The 21,468-nt window shown below is 42.9% G+C and carries 14 protein-coding genes; 4 read left to right on the top strand and 10 right to left on the bottom strand.

The annotated features are described in order from the left end of the window. Positions 1 to 299: 299 nt before the first annotated feature. The 4 genes from AC27EZ_RS13165 to AC27EZ_RS13180 all read right to left on the bottom strand — a co-directional run bounded on the left by AC27EZ_RS13165 (position 300) and on the right by AC27EZ_RS13180 (position 5,979). Entirely contained in the window at positions 300 to 1,547 is a 1,248-nt protein-coding gene (locus AC27EZ_RS13165; protein WP_487135752.1) for a glycoside hydrolase family 88/105 protein, read from the bottom strand. A gap of 62 nt (positions 1,548 to 1,609) precedes the next feature. Continuing rightward, a complete protein-coding gene (locus AC27EZ_RS13170; RefSeq protein WP_487135753.1) occupies positions 1,610 to 3,049 on the bottom strand; it encodes a BNR-4 repeat-containing protein in 1,440 nt (479 codons plus the stop codon). Positions 3,050 to 3,094: 45 nt separating this feature from the next. Further along, on the bottom strand, positions 3,095 to 4,501 hold the full coding sequence (locus tag AC27EZ_RS13175; protein ID WP_487135754.1) for a sulfatase-like hydrolase/transferase: 1,407 nt from the start codon (positions 4,499 to 4,501) through the stop codon (positions 3,095 to 3,097). Positions 4,502 to 4,554: 53 nt separating this feature from the next. Beyond that, on the bottom strand, positions 4,555 to 5,979 hold the full coding sequence (locus AC27EZ_RS13180) for a BNR repeat-containing protein (RefSeq protein WP_487135755.1): 1,425 nt from the start codon (positions 5,977 to 5,979) through the stop codon (positions 4,555 to 4,557). Between the two features lie 350 nt (positions 5,980 to 6,329). On the opposite strand from AC27EZ_RS13180, the gene AC27EZ_RS13185 reads away from it, so the two are divergent. Genes AC27EZ_RS13185 through AC27EZ_RS13200 form a run of 4 tightly spaced genes read left to right on the top strand, consistent with a single transcriptional unit; the run spans position 6,330 to position 12,750 of the window. Next, positions 6,330 to 8,045, top strand: a complete 1,716-nt coding sequence (locus AC27EZ_RS13185; RefSeq protein WP_487135756.1) for a sulfatase family protein — start codon at positions 6,330 to 6,332, stop codon at positions 8,043 to 8,045. A gap of 17 nt (positions 8,046 to 8,062) precedes the next feature. Next, positions 8,063 to 10,828 (top strand): family 78 glycoside hydrolase catalytic domain, encoded by a 2,766-nt coding sequence (locus tag AC27EZ_RS13190; RefSeq protein ID WP_487135757.1) that lies wholly within the window; start codon positions 8,063 to 8,065, stop codon positions 10,826 to 10,828. After that, positions 10,825 to 12,033, top strand: coding sequence for a hypothetical protein (locus tag AC27EZ_RS13195; protein WP_487135758.1), 1,209 nt, complete (start codon positions 10,825 to 10,827; stop codon positions 12,031 to 12,033). The genes AC27EZ_RS13190 and AC27EZ_RS13195 overlap by 4 nt, the downstream gene beginning before the upstream one ends. Positions 12,034 to 12,063: 30 nt before the next feature. Further along, entirely contained in the window at positions 12,064 to 12,750 is a 687-nt protein-coding gene (locus tag AC27EZ_RS13200; RefSeq protein WP_487135759.1) for a 3-keto-disaccharide hydrolase, read from the top strand. A 286-nt stretch (positions 12,751 to 13,036) separates the two neighbouring features. On the opposite strand, the gene AC27EZ_RS13205 is transcribed toward AC27EZ_RS13200, so the two are convergent. The 6 genes from AC27EZ_RS13205 to AC27EZ_RS13230 form a co-directional block, all read right to left on the bottom strand. Beyond that, positions 13,037 to 14,302: a HipA domain-containing protein gene (locus AC27EZ_RS13205; protein ID WP_487135760.1), complete on the bottom strand. Its 1,266-nt coding sequence runs from the start codon at positions 14,300 to 14,302 to the stop codon at positions 13,037 to 13,039. Beyond that, the gene (locus AC27EZ_RS13210) at positions 14,299 to 14,583 is read right to left on the bottom strand and encodes a helix-turn-helix domain-containing protein (RefSeq protein ID WP_487135761.1); all 285 of its coding nucleotides are present in this window, start codon (positions 14,581 to 14,583) and stop codon (positions 14,299 to 14,301) included. The genes AC27EZ_RS13205 and AC27EZ_RS13210 overlap by 4 nt, the downstream gene beginning before the upstream one ends. Before the next feature lie 360 nt (positions 14,584 to 14,943). After that, positions 14,944 to 16,155 (bottom strand): hypothetical protein, encoded by a 1,212-nt coding sequence (locus tag AC27EZ_RS13215; RefSeq protein ID WP_487135762.1) that lies wholly within the window; start codon positions 16,153 to 16,155, stop codon positions 14,944 to 14,946. Positions 16,156 to 16,192: 37 nt separating this feature from the next. After that, the gene (locus tag AC27EZ_RS13220; RefSeq protein WP_487135763.1) at positions 16,193 to 18,532 is read right to left on the bottom strand and encodes a putative bifunctional diguanylate cyclase/phosphodiesterase; all 2,340 of its coding nucleotides are present in this window, start codon (positions 18,530 to 18,532) and stop codon (positions 16,193 to 16,195) included. Then, positions 18,525 to 19,184: a methylamine utilization protein gene (locus tag AC27EZ_RS13225; RefSeq protein ID WP_487135764.1), complete on the bottom strand. Its 660-nt coding sequence runs from the start codon at positions 19,182 to 19,184 to the stop codon at positions 18,525 to 18,527. Before AC27EZ_RS13225 ends, AC27EZ_RS13220 begins: the two co-directional genes overlap by 8 nt. Positions 19,185 to 19,544: 360 nt before the next feature. Continuing rightward, positions 19,545 to 21,347 carry a glycoside hydrolase family 43 protein gene (locus AC27EZ_RS13230; protein WP_487135765.1) on the bottom strand — a complete coding sequence of 601 codons (1,803 nt, stop codon included), beginning with the start codon at positions 21,345 to 21,347 and terminating at the stop codon, positions 19,545 to 19,547. Positions 21,348 to 21,468 lie beyond the last annotated feature (121 nt).

Raw genomic sequence — 21,468 nt, forward strand, 5'->3', positions numbered from 1 at the left:
CCCTTGACGTTTTTTCAGTAGGCGTTGCGACACAACCTGTCAGCAACAACTGAACACATATATAAACCGCTATTGTTCGCCAATATAGTCTCACTTTTTCGCCTCGTTTTAGCATTTTTGAACCCTACTCCCATTTTCTCTTCAATTAACATATGGCTATTTAACAAATAACGAGTAATTGCTCGGCCCCTCAATCAGTTAGTTATTTGAAGAGCGGTTAGCTGGATGGAAAGAGCATTACTGTATCAAAAAGCCCCTAGCTGAAGTGAATCGAGCTAGAGGCTTCGGCTGGAACCTTTCTATTTATTCCATTCAAGCATCTCTGAGGCAGCCAGTAATACAGCGCCAGTGCCATATAATTGCGAATCAGACTCTTTTACTGGGTCAGGGCTCTTTCCAACGTGCTGAACCCAATGAACTCGACCATCATCAGTGACAGCTTGTGTGATTGCACTCCAACCTTTTTCTACAATATCTTTAGAGCGCTGATCGTTAAGGATGCCATTGTTCACTCCCCACGCTAGCCCGAAGGTAATAAAACCTGTACCGCTAACTTCCGGCGTTTTAACCTTATCAGGATCCATCAACGACGCGGGCCAATATCCATCCTCTTTTTGAAGCGCCATAAGCCCTTCAGCATGCTTTCTATAAAGCTCAATGTAGCGCGCTCTAGAGGGATGCCCTTCTGGTAGTTCTTCGATAATCATGGGTATAGCAGCAAAGACCCAACCGTTACCTCTTCCCCAAAAAACGGGTTCACCATTGTCGCTTTTTGCATCGAAATAACGGCTGTCCCTGAAGAATAGGCCGTATTCATCAGAGAATAAGTAATCTGCTGCGGCCCAAAACTCTTTGTCTCCATATTCTAGATATTTAGGGTCGCCAGTTACTTTTGTCATTTGCGCCCACGCTCTTGGTGCCATAAATAGGGCGTCTGCCCAACACCATCTTAACTGGCAGTTTCCTTCTAGATGGTACTTACCAGTGCTCGATTCAGAATCTCCCATGTTCAAACCAACCTGTGGTGGCTTGCTCAAAATCATATCGAACACTTCTTTTGTTGGCTTGTATGCCTCTTTAATGTCAGCATGCTCCGCTAACCAAAGATAGGTTTGTGCAATGGCATGATCATCTGCATGGTAAGGTCGCTCAAGAATCAATTCATAATCTTCTTCTTCAGCGACTTCTTTAACAAACGACGCTAATTGCTTATCGTTAGTCGCGTCAATCCAGCGCGTCAAGCCGATATAGAAAGAAGCCTGGATCCAAAATTTAGCATTCTCTGATTTTGCGCGATGGGATTCGGGAATGTAATTCAAGTTGCCAAGTTGCGCTATTTGCCAATTCGCAGCGCTTTTACCGATGCGCATTGCAGTAGACTGGATACCCTGCTTCTGCATCTCCTTGCTTTTTTCCATTTCCATCGCTTTCGCAGGTTTACTATCTATAGTATTAGTCTTTTGCTCTGGCGTCTCGCCAGAGCAAGCGCTGAGACCTAACGCTAAACTTAATGCAATGGTCGATAATTTCAATTTTGTGTATTTCATATTTGTTCTCAACTAATCGTCACGGGTTGCGTAAATTCCCGGGTTGAATATAGGAAGCTAGTTTACTTAACCGGCGCGTTAATAGATTTCAGGCTGCTCAACGTTCTTGGTACTGGCCCATTTTCGCCAACTAAGTACACTTTGATATTCTCGTCACTTTCTTTTTCTGCCACCAGCATTTGAGCGTCAGCATGACCGTTCTCTATTAGTGTCGTGATAGCGAAACTCGCATTGGCTCTTTTGAGTACCGTTGCCTCTTCTGAAAACGAATTCCCATCTTTGGTACTACTCCACCACGACAGAACGGCATCACCTTCTTTCTCGTAAGTAACGAGGTAACGAATATCATTAGGCTCTGTAACTGTGAAGTCGCCGCGAGACACTCCCTCGTAACCTTCGATAATCTTATTGCCACCTAGCCATTGCTCACCGTCCCACCAAATGTGTCTGGTTTGCTTAGGTCCACCCGTTTTCGCGCCTTTATCAACGCCAGCATTGATTGCAATATGCGGGTGGCCTTTGCTATCAAGATGTGAGGTGCCGTTAAAGGTCCATAGATCGCCAGTTTTCATGGCTAGTGTTTTTTCATCAGCAACTTCTTTGGTAACCGGAAGTGAAAGAGGTTCACCTTCTACATTGCTCCACTCATTAGTTTTGGTATTAAAATTCATAAAGTAGACATCGTGTCGCTCTGTAGTGTGTCCTCGTCCATTAATACCCGCTTTACCATCCCAGCACACGTGGTAGTCGTAGGACACGATCAGGTTGTCGCCCTCACCTTTGCCTATCCATGCATACCAGCTATCAACAGCTTGAATATCGGTTCGTCTTTTATGTTTGAGAAATGAAACGGGGGCTGAAAAAGTACGTCCGTTGTCTACTGATTTCTGATAAACCCAGTCACTGCGATGAGCTCCATGACGGAAAAATAAGTAAATATCGCCATTATCCATCTTAACCACCTGGTTATAGGTGCCAAACGGAGTGATGTTATCTAAATCTTCCCATTCGGTAATATCGTAAGGCTTTTTGGAAACCGCGTGTTTGTTCGCACCAAAATGTGTGTTACCCAACGGGTTTTTACCATTTGAAGCATGACCGCCGTGTCCACCGTAAAAAATATGAACATAGCCTTCATTATCAATCAGCATGGTAGGCTTGCCGTGGTTATCAAATTTCTTACCACCATCACGGCGTCCCAATTCGCTGGTTCCTGCTTTGAAGGGGCCTTTCCACTCCTTGCTGTCATGGTTGTAAGTGGCAACAAACGGGTCTTCTTTTGGACCTTGATAAGACACATAGGTAATACCGTTTTGGTGTAATGCAGCCGGATGCTGAACAATCGCTAAAGGGTTGCCTACCGCATTATCAGCAAAATACTCTACGTATTGGGTGTCCTTTATTGCAACAGCCTCTACATTATCAGATTGAGTATTACAACCTGCTGCTAGCACGCTCCCCATCAGCGCAGCACTGAGTGCTATTTGCGTTTTTGTGTTCAAAAATTTACCTTTTAACATCGTGTCATTCCTACTCTTTGCTCAATACTAATCTCTGTTTTCTTCAAACAAGTCTAGAAATTCGCGAGCAATGTCTGGATTTGTCATGGCTAGATCACGTAGTTCAGCAGGATCTTTTTCGATATTAAATAATTCAAGTGGGGCATCGTAACCGTAACGAACCGCTTTCCACTCGCCTTTGCGAGCAGCCTGATAGGTATCACCAATTACGCCTGAGTTAGGGTCACCCACCTGCTTCGAAAACTCCCAATAAAGCACGCGTTCGCCCATTTCATTTGGGTCTGTCTTTAAGAGGCCTACAATTGATTTACCATTAGTTTTAACTCTGGGGACCATGTTTAAATTTACGCCCGCAAGTTCAGCCACAGTAGGCATAACATCGGCAAATAACCACGGTGTTTCGTCAGTGCGCCCCGCCTCTATTCGCTCAGGCCAATGCACAATCATAGGTACATGAATACCGCCATCGTATAAATCTCGCTTCATACCGCGATAAGGCTCTGAGGCTTTTAAGTATTCAGGATCGGCACCGCCTTCATCATGTGGACCATTATCAGAGGTAAAGAAGATGAGTGTGTTATCAAGTTCACCCATTTCGTCTAACTGCTCTACAATTTGACCAATGTAGTGGTCTAGTGCAGATACCATACCTGCCAATGTAGCGTTGGGCTTGTCAATGGGCTCAGGGTAGTATGAAGCGTACTTGTCGGCTGGGTTTCCGTCTTTCATGCCCGTGTATGGTGTTTCATCGAACGTATACTGCTCGCTAAATTTCTCAGGCACACCTAACTCTGCGTGTGGCGAAGAGTATGCAAGCATAATGAAAAATGGGTTTTCCCGTGGCTGCTTTATATAGTCTATCGCTTCTTTAGTGAATAACTCTTGAGCATAGGCGCCCTTTTTACCACCTTCGTTCTCAGGTACCCGAATTTTTTGACCATCTCTCCATACTATATGCGGATATTGACGGTGCCCTTCTAAAATTGAGTAAAAGCCATACCAAGTATCAAACCCCATAGCAAGAGGGTCTGTAACGCCCATCTGCGACCCAATAGAGTATTTACCAAACAGCGCCGTGTCATAACCACCATGCTTTAGTACATGCGCTAACGTGATATCCATTTCCGTTAACTGCACCGTATTGGAATTATTCGTCATCAAACGACCGTCTCTTCCAGTAAAAAGAGAAACACGGGACGGAGAGCACACTGTGTTACCTGCATAGGCTTGGTCGAAGCGAATACCATTTGATGCAAGCTCGTCAAGATTTGGCGTTTTAATTGGTGTATTACCGTAAGCGCCCACTTGGTTGAAGCCTAAGTCATCAGTAAGAATAAAGAGAATATTTGGTTTATCCTGTGCTGCTGCACTGGAGGAAAGAGATGTGAATAATGCACCAAGTACGCTTATAAGACTAAACCTTAGTTTGTTCATGGTATTTCCTAATTAAAGTTATTATTAAATCGTAAAATTTTGATGACTGCGCACTACTTGAGACAGTGCGCCGTTAATGTTGTCGGCTCAGGTATAAAAGTTCTTCCTTTGTCACGGTTAGGCGGCAGCGCTTCCCAAGCAAGATAAAATCGCTTTCCTGCAGTAGGGAAATTATCATCTGTTACAAGTTGCTTCATCGCCTTTGTGTATAAGGGCATCTCGTTCGATTTGTCGAACGCACGCAAAGCTTGTGGAATTTGTGAGCCAGTGGTCTTGGTCTTAACATCAAGAGAATCAGCTTCAAGAGTGTAAGCGTAAGCTGTACCGTCTAAATCGGCGAAAACCTGAACGTCGCCATTTTCAAGAAGCTTAGCAGGCTGTTTAACCGTTAAAGTAGTCGGGAGGGCTCCCGTCATATTCAACTCTTGACGTGAATCTTTCCAATTAGAGATCTGATAACTTTTCCACTTCCCGTTGTCATTTCTTGCAACGAAAAGTTGGCTATCACCGTTTTCGTCATACGCTTGATATGAGATAAGCGGCCGTGCCTTGTGATCAAAACCGATGGGAGTGTGCCCGTTCAAAATTCCAGAGAACTGTGGCAACGGTACCGCGGCTTCACTATTACTAAGCTTCATCGGGAGAGTGAGTGAAGTACCGTCCGATTTCTGCCAATTGACGAGGTCTTTACTCTTTGCATAAGAAATATCGTGATTAGAGGCTGCTACCGGCGTTTCTCTCCAAACCCAAGAAAGATGAAAGAATCCGTCTGGGCCTAAAACTGGACCCCAAAAATAACCATTCCTTTCCCCTTCACCATCCACTAATGGAGTATCATGCAATCTCTTCCAAGCGTCATTTTTGGTATTAAAAGCATTGTAAATTTCGTTGCCGCTTCCGCTTCGACCATTTCTATATTTGAAATACAGTTTGCCATCAGCATCGTTAAAGAATTCTGGGTAGGTCATACGACTTTCTGTTTCTTTATCCGCCATGAAGTCGACACGCTTTAGGCTGCGAACATCATATGGGTTTTCGCTTTTGAAATACACAATAGGGTTAACGTGCAAATTACCGACAATATGAATAAAACCCTCTTCATCTAAGCCAATAACAACACTATTGTGACTGTCCCAGCCTAAATAACTATCCAACTTTTGGAATATCCAATTACCGGTAGGATAGGGCTTGTAAGCGACACTCATTTGTCTGCTGGCATCATAATACGCCACTATCTGCCTATCGCCTTTTCCCACGTAATCAAAAGCAACTCGATGCCCAGACCAAACACGGTCTATTGCCTCTACTTCAAAGCAATCGGTTTTATCGAACGTTTGCGCAGAAGTTGCACCACAGATAGCAACAGCACACACCACAGTTGACCGACGTAGAAATGTCTTTAATCGCCTCACTGATTCGCCCCAAAACGTTAATTTGTCGTTAATATTTATGGTGACTTTAAACAAATTAACCGTCATTTACAATCTTTTTCACTCATCCAAAGGCGTGCTAAAATTTCAAATCGAAAATTTAAAAAAATTATTTTAAAAGTCATTTAAAAGCAGAAAGATAAGCTAAAACCACCTTATTTCCTGCAGCATAGCCACCTTAGTGAAATTGCTAAACAGACACAAAATACTGCAATTTTTTGCATTCCATTGAAACATTAAGATTTCAAATAACAGCACAAAAGATTGGTTTTGACTTATTATTTACATTTGTGATTAAAACAATGTTAATATCGAAATTACTATTAACTTACGTCGCGAATGGTCTTCAATAATAGATAGTGCGAGGGCGGTGTGAGCAAAATTAGCTAAAGGATGGGATGAACGTGCATAATATTAAGCTGAGGTTTATCAATACAGTGACGGCTTTACTTTTCGTACTAAGCCACTCAGTTAGCGCAAATACAAGTCAGCCAAACATAGTGTGGCTTGTGATAGAAGACATGAGTCCACTATTACCTATGTATGGTGACGATACGATAAAGGTGCCGAATATATCGCGTTTGGCAAATGAGGGACTTGTTTACAATAACGCATTTTCAACCTCCGGCGTGTGCGCACCTAGCAGAGCAGCACTAGCAACTGGCCTCTATCCCAGCAGTTTCGGTGCCAACAATATGAGAACGTATTCTAACACAAAGGAGACTGGCCTGCCCAAGTACGAGGCAGTTCCTCCTCTTCACTCAAAGATGCTAAGCCAATTATTAAGAGAGGCTGGCTACTACACCACCAATAATTATAAAACGGATTATCAATTCAAAGCCCCAAAAACCGCATGGGACGAAAATGGGATTTACGCCCATTGGCGTAACCGGCCATCAGATATGCCGTTCTTTTCTATCTTCAACTTCACTACCACACATGAATCAGGCTTATTCGAACCATACGGAATTAGGAAGCTAGAGCAAAGACACTATTTTTCAAGCGACGCTGAGCAAATATCACAACTGCCTAATGATCATCGAGTTAAAACCGATGAAGAAACCACGCCTATCCACATAGACAAAGCAACTGAGTTTCCTGTCCCACCTTACTTACCAGATACAACAACAGTGCAACACGACCTATGGAAGGTTTACAACAATTTAGCCGAAACTGATAAGCAGATTGGCGCAATAATAGAAGCATTAGAAGAAGATGGGCTGATGGATAATACCATTATTGTTTTCTACTCCGACCATGGAGGGCCGATGCCCAGGCAAAAACGTCTCATCTACGATAGCGGGCTAAAAGTTCCTCTTATTATTCGCTTTCCTAAAGGCTACAAAGCTGGAACTATCGAGGAGCGCCTCGTGTCTTTTGTCGATTTTGCGCCTACAACATTAGCCATGGCAGGTATTCCGATACCTGAATATATGCAAGGTAAAAACTTTTTTAACACGACGAATGAAAGAAAGTACATTTACGCTGCAGCGGATAGATTTGACGGTATTACTGACACAATACGAGCGGTTAGGAGCCGCTGTTATAAATATATCCGTAACTACCGGCCTGATACCCCTTATTATCTTCCTGTCGCATACAGAGAAAAAATACCGTCCATGCGAGAATTACTTGAATTAGATGCGACGAACAAACTCAATGAAGCACAGGGTCAATGGTTTAGAGAAACGAAAGATGCTCACGAACTTTTCAATGTTTGTAATGATCCTAATGAGCTATCAAACCTTGCCTACATTAAGAATTATCAAAATAAACGTAAGGAAATGGAGGCCGCTTTACAAAACTGGTTATCTGACATTGGTGATAACCCATTGATGAAAGAACGACAACTCATCCATGCACTTTGGAACGGCGAACCCACACAGCCTAAAACCCAAGCACCAACCATCGCTACCGAAAACGGTAAGGCAGTAGTAACCAGCGAAACACCAGGCGCTTATATTTCTTTTCGCATAAAAGACGATACGTCTTCCTCTAAATGGCAAATGTATAGAAAAGACCAGGCTATCAAGCTGGGCACTATAGAAGCTATCGCTCATAGGCCAGGATATCTCGAAAGCGCCCCATCAACATTGACCATTGAAGCAAACTGAAAATAAAGGATTTAAAAATGCGTGCTGTAATAACATTTTGGCTTGCCATCGCGACAGTTATTTTCATAGGGGCCTGCTCGTCCTACTCGCACACTGAAAACGATAAACCCATTTCACTAACCGTTGGTGAAGGGTTTACTAACCCCCTTGGCTATTACGAGAACACTCCCCGCTTTTCTTGGCGCCAATCATTAAATAGCGGAAAATCAACCCGTCAATCAGCGTATCAAATTCAAGTGGCTTCAACGGTTGAAGATTTGATGAACAATCCTGATAAATGGGACAGTGGAAAGGTAGAATCTGCGTCGATGGCCTGGGTGGAGTACAACGGCAAGGAAATCGCATCAAGAGATCAAATATTTTGGCGGGTTAGATTTTGGGATGAGCACAATGTGCCTTCAAAATGGAGCGATGTTGCTGAAATCGAAATGGGATTGCTCGAAAACGCAGACTGGAAAGCCTCATGGATCGGGGCAAATGAAACAAAGGCCACAGCACCCGTTTCTCAAAGCATTCTAGCAACGCCACAATACTTCAGAAAGCAGTTTTCTGTGGATAAAAAAGTTGTTAAAGCTAGGTTGTACGTAACCGCCAAAGGTGTTTTTAAAGTTTACCTAAATGGTGAAGACTTAACTAAAAATGACGCACTCCCACCGGGCTGGACTCCTTACGAAAAACGTATTGAAACGCTTACCTATGATGTAACCTCGCTGATTAATGAAAAGGATAATGCGCTTGGAGCAATTATTGCGGGTGGTTGGTATTCAGGTCGAATTGCAGATCTTAAAGAAACTGACCACTCTAAGCCACCGCGCTTCTTAGCCCAGTTAGAGATCACTTATTCAGATAACTCTACCAAGCGCGTTACATCAGATAACGCGTGGAAAGCAACGCAGTCTGGCCCCATCCGTTTTGCCAGTAATTATGATGGCGAACGGTACGATAAAACATTTGCCATGGATGGATGGACGACCTCTGGGTTTGATGATGCTAAGTGGAATACTGTAATTACCGACCCGTTAACAGAAGGTACACTTTTACGCCCTAAACGCCATTTGCCTGTACGGAATATAAAGCAACTAACACCGCGCTCATTTAAACAAGTAAGTAGCGATACTGTGATCTATGACTTTGGCCAAAATATGGTTGGAGTGCCGTCTATTACACTACCGGTTAAAGAGGGAAAGCAGGTGACTCTTCGTTTTGCTGAGGCACTGCACAAAGGTAAATTCTATACAGAGAACTATCGTTCTGCACACTCTACAGATTATTACCTTCCCGCAAAGAGTGGTGTAGCTGAATATACACCTACTTTTACTTTTCATGGGTTTCGCTATGTTGAAGTATCAGGTTTTGACGAAACTAAAGCTCCCGTGAATAGTTGGATTGTCGCTAACGTTCAGCACTCCGATATAAAACTATACAATAACTTTTCAAGCGCTAACCCAAAGCTAAATAAATTGTTTGAGAATATAAATTGGGGACTAAGGGGCAATTTCTTTGATATTCCCTTGGACTGCCCACAGCGGGACGAAAGACTTGGCTGGACAGGCGACGCCAATGCTTTTATTGCGCCCTCTATGTACATGGCTGATGTATATGGTTTTTGGTCTGCCTACTTAACTAGTTTACGCGAAGAACAAACCGAAGACGGATTTGTGCCGCTTTATGTTCCGTTTGTAAAATGGATAAACTGGACGTCTTCAGGCTGGGGTGATGCCGCCACTATACTCCCGTGGGAGCTTTACATGATGACCGGCGATAAAAAAATTCTAGAAGATAGTTACCCGTCCATGAAAGCTTGGATTGATTATCATGAGAGCCAAGCTACAAATAATATCTCAAGCATGATGACTTTCGGTGACTGGCTGCAACCGTATCCCGAAAAAGAGGGTAAGGGTGCCAATCGAGGAGACACTGACTTTTCACTGATTTCAACAGCATTTTTCGCTCGCTCGGTAGCTTTGACACGAAAAGCGGCGCTAGAGCTTGGTTTCGAAGAAGATGCAAAGCGCTTTGAGGAAAAGCGCAGACACTTGGCACAAGCATTTAGAAGAGAGTTTTTTGATAACAATCTAAATGTACTCAAAGGGAAAGAAACACAGACAGCCTATTTACTTGCGCTTGCATTTGACCTACTGCCCCAAAAAGAAATAGAAATAGCGCAAACTAAATTGATCTCATTACTGGAGAGTTCCAACACACATTTGAGAACAGGTTTTCTCGGCACGCCGCTGCTTGCAGACGTTTTGCAAAATGCTGGCCGCACCGACCTCGTCTATGAGTTATTGTTTAAAGAAACGTACCCATCATGGTTTTACTCGATTAATAATGGCGCAACTACCACGTGGGAACGTTGGAATTCTTATTCGTTAGAAGAGGGTTTTAATCCGCAGGGAATGAACTCACTAAATCATTACGCTTATGGCACTATTTCGAGATGGTTTTACGAGGGGATCCTTGGCGTAAAGCCAGCGTTACCAGGCTTTAAAAAAGCGGTAATATCTCCTCAGTTAACCTCCAAACTTAGTTTTGCCGAAGGCTCTATACGCACGCCTAACGGCATTATAGACGTAAGCTGGACTAAGAGCACCGAGGGCTTTGAAGTGTTGGTGACTGTTCCTTTCAACACTACTGCTGAATTTATTCCACCCGCGCATTATAAAATAGTGGGGGCTATAACAGCTAAAAACGAACCTGTAGCTCAATGGAACAAGCTAGGTGCTGGCAAATATCAATTTCGTCTAACGGAAGATGAGGAAAATACTGGAAGTAACTTATGACAAAGGGCCCTTTTCAAACATTGAACGTACTTACTTGCTTAATATTTTCACTAGTTACAACCAATCTTAGCTTTGCAAGCGAGCGCGACTCAATAGTTGTTACAGAAAATGGAACAGCGGTAATAGAAGCAGAAAACTACTCTGCTCAACATAAAGCTGATACTCGGCGCTGGATTGTGTTTAACCGTAAAAGCAACAGTGCCCATGGTTTTGCAGATAGTGACAAACCCCATTTGGGTGCCAGTAGCAATGCGTACATTGAGCTGTTACCGGATACTAGAACAAACCATTTCGAAACTTTAGTGCATGATGTTAATTTTTCTGCCACGCCAGGTAAGTTAGCTGTTCTAACCTACCCTGTTTATTTTGATGCCCCAGGTAGATATTTCGTTTGGGCAAGAGCCTTTAGCTCAGGGAGCGAAGACAACGGTTTACATGTAGGTCTCAACAATGCATGGCCTCTCAGTAGTCAAAGGCTTCAGCTATGTGAAGGCAAAAACAAATGGACGTGGTCTTCTAACCAAAGAAGAAAAGACAACCATTGTGGAACACCAAACACTATCTGGTTAGATATACCTGAAAATGGTGTACACAACATCACAATATCTATGCGAGAGGATGGCTTTGAGTTAGACAAAATTATTCTGACCAAAGACCCTAATTATAAGCCCGAGGGCATAGGCCCAAATGAAACAAGACGCCAACCTTCACCCCTTCCAGCAAAAGAAACGTTTGTTGGCATAGAAGAATACAGCCTTATTTTAGAGGCTACGCAAAATTTTGAGTCTGCTGGTGATATCCCCTTCTATAAAGACCACAGAAATAGAGCCCTGGGTATTGATGCCAGAGAAACACAGTATAGAAACGTGTGGGCTACATCTAAATTAGAAGTTCCTGAAAAGATGTGGGGTAAAAAAGCGATAGCTAGCCAGAATTTTAAGAACGTCATATTGGTTACACTAGGTGAAATAGACGGTGAGTCATCTTACAGAGTCCTACTGAATGGCAACGAAATCGGTAGCTTTACCAATAATGAAACCACCATTGATTATCAAGAAAACTATTTTAACTTAGGCTCACTCACGTTAAAGCCAGGTGACATTATCACCGTTCAAGCAAAGGCAGTGACCAACGGAAAAATTCCTGAAAATGGTGGCACTGCGTATGCCAGAGGAAGATGGCGCGGGCTGGTGTTTCAAAAATAGTTTTAGTGTGCAATAACTGGAGAGATTACGATGAAATACCCCTCAATTTTTAGCCTATTTACCGCACTTTTGATGTTGAACGGATGCACGTCAACTCAACCTTTGTTGGATGACTCACTGTATAACTTCAACAATGTATATGAGGATGGTGAAGCAACCTTTGTTGATGGTGAGCTTCAGCTTATATCAGAGAACAATTGGTTCTTCTCAACCAAAAAGGTTTACGAAGACTTTGTACTAGAAGCAGAAGTCAAAATGCCTGATACCTCTGAATACAGTAATTCAGGAATAATTTTTCGAGGCCAAATTGTTGACACCGACAAAGGTAAGCAAATTGTCGGCTATCAAGTAGATATAGATCCCAGTGATAGAAAATGGACAGGGGGATTCTTCGATCAGGGCCGCAGAAAATGGTTGTACCCCAGCCACCCTACCCGTTCTCACCCTGATGAAGACTTTGTTACCAACTACTTAGGTGAATGGAGTAGAGAGCAAGGCGACGCCTATAATCACTTAGCATGGAATAAGGTCAAAATTGTGTGTAAAGGTTCCGATATAAAAATCTTCATTAATGACCTACTAACAACCCATGTCAAAGATACAAAAGACCGTAAAGGTGTGATCGCTTTCCAGCACCATGGTAGTAAAGCGTATAAGGAAAAGCGGGACAAGAGTAACATTGTGCGCTTTAGAAACATTACGATTACTCCCATATAGTAACAAAGGGGAGAAATGATTCTTCGCCCAAAGTGTATTGAATGTACCGGAAACTGATTAAACCTTCACATCATTATATCTAGCCACAATCTGAAACTGGTAAAGTAAATGCGCTTTTTTTCATTGAATTGAAGGTCCGCTTGTCTTAAGCACACTATATTCGCTGAATCATTAAGCTCTGCTTCACTGACATCTTCACCGTTAAATGAGGGGCGCGTGTGAATTATCTCTCAACAGAACTAAGCCTAGATCTGCAAACCTCACTCTACAAAACGCAGAGCCCGCGCTAAAGCTTGAGGTTAACGATCGTTTCTTTAATGCAGTTATGAAATATCTCCTTAACCATACGCACCTCTCCAGCTTTGCCAGGGTGCTGTTCTTCATTTTTAATAACATTCATTAAATGACTAACATTTTGCTCGATAGCTTTTGTCATTTTTCTCACCTGAACCGCCGCCAAAGAAGCGGGGACACGTAACTCCTCAGCAAATTCCATAATGTTTGCTTCAGACAATTCTCCCAAGAATTGTGCTTTCCCCATGGGCTGGGACAATTCATGATCCATGTGTTTATGCGGTAATTCATATATCGCCGTCGACAACAAATCATAATGTGGGGTCATAACTACGTCAGAGTCTTTGATGAAGAATGAAAGGTTTTTCAGATGAGCGTCGCCATTGCCAACGAACGCATTAAATAAAGCCCAGCGAAAGATATCCAGCGTTGTTTTGGCCTTCATTCTAGAGAGCTGCGCCAGTTTGTTTAAACTCTCTGCTGTACTGTTAGGGTATTTCATATTTGGTGCAAGATTGAGTAACTGACAACCATCTAGAACATGGCAACGATGTTGGTTAGGGTACAAACCTACGCGGTCAAACCGCTCTATAAGGTATACAGGCTCTGGCAAATAGCGAATATCTACCGAAGGGACGTCTAAACCACAAAGCTTTGCCAGCTTCATGACAAACCATTCATTCCTAACGGTATGGTAATAAACATCTGGCGAAGAATGTTCAGGTTTAAGGATGTGAGTGGACGGAAAAAACCCAGAAGGCTCCAGAATTTCACCGTCGCGATAGATAACCAGCATCTTGTGCTGCGCGCCAGCTACAGACATTCTTTTACGCTCAGCGCGGTTCAAAGGCGCTTTTGGCAAATTTTTTATTCGCTCACTCACTTCTTCGTAAGTAAGTGAATGTACTTCACCTCGTGTAAGCTGCTCGCCTTCCGGCAACAAAGTTATGGCGCCAGCGGATTCAGCACCGGCAACTTTGAGTAATCCAAAGGCATCTTCTATTGGCACTCTCACGTTTTTTGCCAGCAAATCACGCGCTTTCTCTTCGGGTAACAGGTTGTCAAAAAACCACTGCACCGGACGATAGGTACCGCCGTCGATGTGCTTCCCTTCTCGCAAAGGAATATGAGGAGACAGCGGGTGGCGATTCTCGCTTACCAACCAACCTGGCGCGTACTCAAATCCCCAAATGTTATTCTCGTCAGTCAATTTGCCAACGAGCGTATCATCCACATATACATCAAGAGCTCGGTTCATAAATCAATGCCGTCGATGATTTGTGACATCCGTTTTCGTTGTGCATCTGAAAGTGCCTCTTGTTGAATTGGAACATCGATGGTGACCGTGATCCCCAATGAATCCAAAACTCGCAACACTCGACCTAACTCAACCGTCGGCTTGCCATTCTCAAAATCACTCAGAAACGTTGTACCATTGGAAGACAACGAGGCAGCAGACATCTGATCAAGACCCTGCGTCTTTCTGACTAATTGCGCGGCTTTACCCAATTGTTTGGCATCTTTAACTGAAAATTTCACACAACACCCTCAAATATATGCGTTCGCGGTTATCTTATAAAAGATGAGACAAATAGCAAGTGTTTATATGCGTTCGCGGTTAAATCAGTTTTAATTTATGATAAAACCCAAGTAAAACCGCGAGTGCGGTTATATTAGTATCAATTATGAATTGATATCGGATAGTCATGCAAAGTAAATTCTAGTTGAAGGCGATTAATATTTATCGGGACACCGAAAATAACACTTTAATTACGGGGAAAGCCTTCGGCGGGTAAGAAATAGAACCAAATAGAAACACGATACCGAGTCCCTATCGGTACCGACATACCTTTACAAGTCGCTCAGTTGAAATGATGACTCTTTGGAGTGGTGGGAAAGTTAAAACCGATATGCTACCACTAAACGAGATTGCACTTGAGTTTGGCTCAATGGAATACCCAGTTGGACTCTATTGTCCGCTCTATTTTCATTTCGATGATACTCTGCGCCAAATTCCCAGTGACGATCGTATTGATAACGCCATGCTAGGGTTATTCCGTAGCCGTTACTGCTATTTTGATCCTCCGGCATGGAGTCATCCTCTCGAACATCAAACCAGTCGTAACGCAGAGTCACTGAATGCTTATTAAAAGAATACCGCCCAGCTAAGTACCACGCCGTGAAATCAGCTCTGACAATATTAGGGCCCATATCTGTCGCCCCATCCATAATCTGAAACATCAACCGCCATTGGCTGTCGAAACTGTGTTGTAGGGCAAGCGAATGAAATTTGGTGTGCCAAGCATACAAACGCGCCTGATTAATTACACTGGGATCGGCTCTATTGTCGTAAAAATAATACCGTGCTTCTGTGGTTCTAAAATGGCGCAAATGAAAACCAATGTATGCCCCCCATCGGCCGTCAATTTCGGTGAAAGGCTCCACCCATGCAGGTGAATTAATCGCGTTCTCATTAATAACTGAAGGCAGCCTCGCAAAGTTTACTCTGTCTGAATGGAGACTTTGCCTATCATGCATCGCAAAACCTCGCCATGTCAAAAGAGAGCCCAAGGGGTCATTGCCTTTAAACGCTCCTAACGTGGCTTCCCAGCTCCAAGGGCTGCGACTCGCTCTGCCATTTTCAAATACGCTCAACTCCCCACCTACGTTTCTTAACTCCTCACCTATCCAGCTATTTATCGCAGATTGGGTATAGGTGTAAGGAGAAAGCCAGCCCTCAGCAACGTTTTCAATCGACATCGAGGGGTAGAAAAACCCTAGCCTCGCCTTGACCTTTATCTTATTTGGCATTAGGGGTTTGTAGCGAAGAAACGCCTGAGTAAAGCCGAGGTGCTCAACGCCATCTTCATATGCGTTGAGCACGGCGTCTACAGACCAATGACTATTTAAATCAAAGTGGGTTCTGATAAATGCCTGTTGAGATTGAAATCCTTCGTTTTCAGGCCGAAGAATACCGGTACCATTACTTTGCCAAGTTGGTAGTTTGTCAGCATCAACAATAGCGACTTCAACACGACCAGATAATATTTGCGCACTAGCCGGCGCACAGATAGCAACACAAATTAATAACAGTAGAATCCGATACTTCACTGTCTTCCTTTTTCTAAAATAAGTACATTGCAAAAAGTTAGCGCGTGTCGCCGTGTGTTTCTAGCCATTGTGTAATATCTTTTGCTGGTAGTGGTCGACTCAGGTGAAATCCCTGAGCTGTCGAACACCCCATGTCACGGAGCAATACAACCGAATCCTCATTTTCAACTCCTTCTGCAACTGTACTCAGCCCAAGGTTTTTTGCCAACGCAACAAGCGTTTTAACCATTACTTGATCTTCTTCGTTGGTAGCAAGCTCTAATACAAATGCTTTATCAATCTTAATCTCATCGACAGGCATTTTTTTCAGCTGTGCCATTGAAGAAAACCCGGTACCAAAATCGTCGATCGAAAGCTTAATCCCCATTCGACTTAGCATGTTCAGCGAGTTGATTGCCACTTCAGGATCGCCCATTACTGCACTCTCAGTCACCTCAAGGATCAGCTTATTAGGTGCCATAGTAAACTCAGACAATAACGCAGATACAGTATGTGGTAGTGATAAGTCAGTGAGATCCACAGCAGAAATATTGACCGCCATTGCAATGTCAATACCTATACTTCGCCATTGAGCATATTGCTGGGCAGCTTCTCTCAACGCCCACTTAGTTACATAGCGTATAGCGCCGGTTTGCTCCGCTAAAGGAATAAATTCATCTGGTGAGATAAAGCCATGCTGAGGGTGTGTCCAACGTATCAAGCACTCAACGCTATGAACTGTTTCACTAATCAAATCCATCTTTGGTTGATAATACAACGTCAGCTGACCTTGATTAAGTGCGTCTTTTAATTCGCTCATTAACCGCAATCGCAAAACCGAGAACGTATTTAATTCTTCATGATAAAGCACATAAGGCTTATGAGAATCTTTACTGGCATGAAGGGCAATATCAGCCGCCTGCATCAAATCACTCGGTTTAGCGCCGTGCTCGTTGTAGCGGGCTCCGCCAATATTAACGTTTATATTTAGCGAAAGTGAGTTAATAGTAAACGGACCATTAAAAAGACTTAGCAACTCTTCCATTAGTTGCTCAACATTTTCATCTTCAGTGTCGATGACAGCAAACTCGTTTCCACCTAAACGGGCAATAAACATATCGCGACGACAACCACTGCGTAAACGTTCTCCAACCATGAACAGCAACTTATCACCGCTGCTATGTCCAATAGTGTCGTTTATTTCTTTAAATCTCGCTATATCAATTAACACCACCGAAAACATATTTTTTGGATAATTAATCATCCGCTCTTCGAGCAATTGAATAAAGCGGTTACGGTTGGGCAGAGACGTTACACTGTCAAAAAATGCCAGTCTTTCTATCTCTTGCTCTCTTTTAACAATTGCACTTTGCATAGAGCTGATAGCATTAGAAAGAGTGTTAACCTCAGCTGCTCCCTCTTTTGGAAACTTAGTAACATGCAAGCCTTGACGTATTTTCTCTGTTAAACCTACCAAAATAAGAATCGGCCTAGTAATGCTATTAGAAATCAACATTGCAGCTATTAAAGCAATAATAGCAGCAACAATTAGCAAACCGATTAAGCGCCCTAGTAAACTGTTGTAAGACAAGTAGGCGTTGCTCTCTATTGTGGATAACATAAGTAATATTGTTGCGTTTTGAGTGCTGCCTAACGAGCTCACGTAATAAACATAATGTTCGTTTGAAAGGTAAGCATCTTGTAATTCGCTGCTTGCATTTGTAAGCACATTCGAAAACTCTTGTTGAATGGAAGTATCATAAATAGAGGCTAGATAAGTTGATGAATTCTCTGTTTCACGCAATAAACTTACGTCCATTGTGGTGAGACGCGTTAGGTCATCATCAATTAATCCTTCGATGGGCTTAGCAAATACTATCCATGCCATCGCATCTCTAGAACGTGGCGTGTTTTTCACAGCGACCGATTTAGCTAGGAAAATATCGCCATTAATCTCTGCCCATGTTATGCCCTCAACAGCGAGTTTCTCTACATCCAGACTTTCTATCGAAATAAAACCCTTCGAGGTAGATAGTACTTTGCCTTTATCATCAATAACGGCAAACTCTTCTGCCCCAAAGCGGTCTGCGAAATTACGCATGCCAAGCGTGAGCGACTGTGCTTGAGTATCCGCGCTTAATATTAAACCTTTCACACTAAAATCCGCAGCGAGATTAGTTGCGGAAGATTGCAAAACATTAGCGACTTCTCGAATATAATCATTGATTACTCGACTTGATGTTTCGGCATTCGTTTTTAACAACCCCGTTGAATGAGTAAACGTTGCATGCTGAACAATATACAGGGTAAATAGCACTATCACTAATACGATAGTTAAGAAGCTCGCCATTAATGTCGTGCGTAAATTTAAGGCGCGACCAAACAAAGATTTAATCATATTCGGTAAAGCCCTCAACCGCATCATATTCAACTAAACTCGGCAATAAAGGCGAGAATAGCGAAAAACTAACGGCAATATCATCCTTACCAATGGTCAGGTTCGACTGTCTGGCAGTATCACTGTCAGACAGTCTCGGATGCCAAATCGATAGCGTGTAATTGCCATCAGGTACCGTAATGATAGCTTTACCCTCACTGTTCGATTGCGCAAAATACGGTGTATCTGCAACATAAATGTAGCCCAACATCCAGTCATGTACGTTGCAACCAAGTTCCACAACGCCTGGGGTATTAAAAAGCTGAGGTTCCACTTCTAGTTCACTGTAAAGCTTTAACTCAAAAGTTTTTGCAGGTGAAAACGAATAGACATGGTGCTGAACATTATCTGAATTAGGAAACTTAACCTTTGTGCCTTGTTGCACAACCAGAGTGTGAGGAACAAACTCTCTGTTTATTTGGTCCATAATTGCAATAGCTTGCTCACCAGCAACTGCGTTCGATTTATCATCATTGTGTAGTAATGCAACTATATTAGTGAGAGGCTTTCCTTGCTTGTCAGTAATGAATACGGACACTTGTGCAGCATAAGATGAAAAGGTCAAATTCGTTGCTAGTAAAATTACGCTTAACTTAGTATATAGGTAGGTCACATAGCTTTCCTGTAAGAGTTCGATAGAATTATATAACGGTCAAGCGCAATTAAATTTTCAATAATTTAGCATAGCTGTATAAAAGAGTTGTGCTAGTAGAACTTCGCGGCTTGTCTTATCGTCTATTTTATAAGCTCGCGAGCTACCAAAATATCTAATTCGCAATGTTGGTGAAAGCACGCCGACATAATAAAGCATCAACAAGTCGTATTTAGGCTGAAACGTCAGCCCCGATAACCATAAACAATTGCTATCTGGATTCTAAAGAGATTTGATATTTTGAACTTATACAAACGGCTGTAACTCGTAACGGCTACAGCCTTTTTTATTGCTAAAGTGAATTAGTGCCAAAGGTTTGGATTAAAACACCATTTGGTTTTTACCTTTCGGGCCATCGTAGTCGTATTTAAACCAGTCTACATCTATATAACCGTCGTCCTTTTTCTCATTCCAAGAAAAGAACCCTAGTCTATCCCCCGTCCACTTACCAAAGCTTATGGTAAAAGTTGGGCCGAAAGCGCGATAGCTTTTGCCATCTAAGCTATATTCGTAAGTTGCTTTGTTTCTCGCATTGGAGGTTCTTACATACAGCGTGTCGCTTTCTATTATTGGGCCTACTTCTTTTTGACTCATTCCATCCATGTAAAACAAACGAGTTGTACCATCTTCTAGGCCTTCCACGCCTAATAGGTTAAACGTTCCGCCGTATCTAACAAAACCCGCTAATTGATTTGGGGCTATACCGCTAATATCGAACTTCGCTACAGCTGTGCCCGTCGTAATGCCCATTATACGTTGGCTAAGGGTGTTACTAACGCGCCAGAAATCGCCATCTGAACCATCATTATTAGTCCATTCGTTAATTTTTGGTCCGTACTTAGCGCCTTGCGGTAGCACCTTGCTCGCTTTAAGCCTTAACCAGCCGTCTCGCTCTTTTAGCGACCAATGACTATCTCTTGGATTATGATTCCACTCCCACTGTGGACCTAATTTACTGCTGGCAAAGTCGTCGTCGGAACGAGGTGCTGCAACGGGATAACCTTCTATAGGTTTTTTAAACCGCTTAACAGGCTCGCCTATGCCGTCATTATCTTCATCCACGCCAATAATTGGCCAGTCGTTTGTCCATGTCACTGGCTCTAGGCTTTGTGGACGGCCCTGAAAAGGAATATCGTCATTTTGTATAAGCTGGTGCATATACCACCAGCTGCCGTCAGGAGCTTGCATCAAACCGCCTTGACTAGCGCTGCGGTTACCAAATTCAGTACCTTTCTCTAGCACAGTTTTCACTTCATAAGGCCCATAAATACTTTCTTTCGAGCGTAAAACTAACTGCTTTCTGTCGTTTTTAGGGTTTTTTACACCTGGCTTTGTCGATTTGTCGCCCATGGTCCATTGCGCCATAAAGATGTACCAAAACCCATCTTTCTTATAAATCTTGGCAGCCTCGGCCCCCATACCTGTATATACCAACTTACCTTCATCGAGTATTTTAGTGCCGTCCCAGCTCATACGGTAGATACGGTTTTCATTACCTTCAATAGTATTGTCAGCACTTTTTTGCTTAGCGCCAGAGTTAACAATAATGTAGGCTTCGTGACTATCCTCGTCCCAAAATACAGCAGGGTCATCTAACACATCGGCTTTGGGCAGCATCATGATTGGCTCGCTCCACGGGCCTTCAATATTATCGGCGGTTGTAACCATTAATCCGTGTTGATAGTCTATTTGATACACATACCATTTCCCCTCGTGATACGCTAAATCACCAGCCCACACGCCAAACGAATAACCGTTCATGCGGTCCCAGTTGTATTCCGGCGCCCAAGATAGACTGGAAAAAGCATGACCAACGTTTTCCCAGTTCACCATATCCTTTGATTTAAGAATGGGCATTCCCGGGGACATATGCTGTTTCGAAGTAATCATGTAATACGTATCACCCACTTGCTCAATATCTGAGTCTGGGTAGTCGGCGTTTAAAATGGGGTTGATATAAGTTCCGTCGCCCTGATCACCAAAGCTTCCCGTAGTACCTTGTTTCATATACTTGTTTTCTACAGAAATTGTGCTCGAGGCATCTACCTGACAACCGGAAAGTGTTGTAAGTAAAACAGATGCAATACCTAATTTCTTAAAATTCATTTGCTTAAACGTGTCCATAAAATTCCGCTGCTCAAAAGTAAGGATTATCAGGGCGATTGGTTAACAATATTTACATAATGACACATTTTGATTACCATTGACAATTAGCAATCATTTACAATCACAAAGTGCTTTATTC

Source organism: Alteromonas sp. 4NH20-0056, from assembly GCF_057539655.1.

Coding starts and splice junctions, on each gene's coding strand:
- AC27EZ_RS13165 (WP_487135752.1), bottom strand. CDS start 1,547: ATGAAATACACAAAATTGAAATTATCGACCATTGCATTAAGTTTAGCG.
- AC27EZ_RS13175 (WP_487135754.1), bottom strand. CDS start 4,501: ATGAACAAACTAAGGTTTAGTCTTATAAGCGTACTTGGTGCATTATTC.
- AC27EZ_RS13180 (WP_487135755.1), bottom strand. CDS start 5,979: ATGACGGTTAATTTGTTTAAAGTCACCATAAATATTAACGACAAATTA.
- AC27EZ_RS13185 (WP_487135756.1), top strand. CDS start 6,330: ATGAACGTGCATAATATTAAGCTGAGGTTTATCAATACAGTGACGGCT.
- AC27EZ_RS13190 (WP_487135757.1), top strand. CDS start 8,063: ATGCGTGCTGTAATAACATTTTGGCTTGCCATCGCGACAGTTATTTTC.
- AC27EZ_RS13195 (WP_487135758.1), top strand. CDS start 10,825: ATGACAAAGGGCCCTTTTCAAACATTGAACGTACTTACTTGCTTAATA.
- AC27EZ_RS13200 (WP_487135759.1), top strand. CDS start 12,064: ATGAAATACCCCTCAATTTTTAGCCTATTTACCGCACTTTTGATGTTG.
- AC27EZ_RS13205 (WP_487135760.1), bottom strand. CDS start 14,302: ATGAACCGAGCTCTTGATGTATATGTGGATGATACGCTCGTTGGCAAA.
- AC27EZ_RS13220 (WP_487135763.1), bottom strand. CDS start 18,532: ATGATTAAATCTTTGTTTGGTCGCGCCTTAAATTTACGCACGACATTA.
- AC27EZ_RS13230 (WP_487135765.1), bottom strand. CDS start 21,347: ATGGACACGTTTAAGCAAATGAATTTTAAGAAATTAGGTATTGCATCT.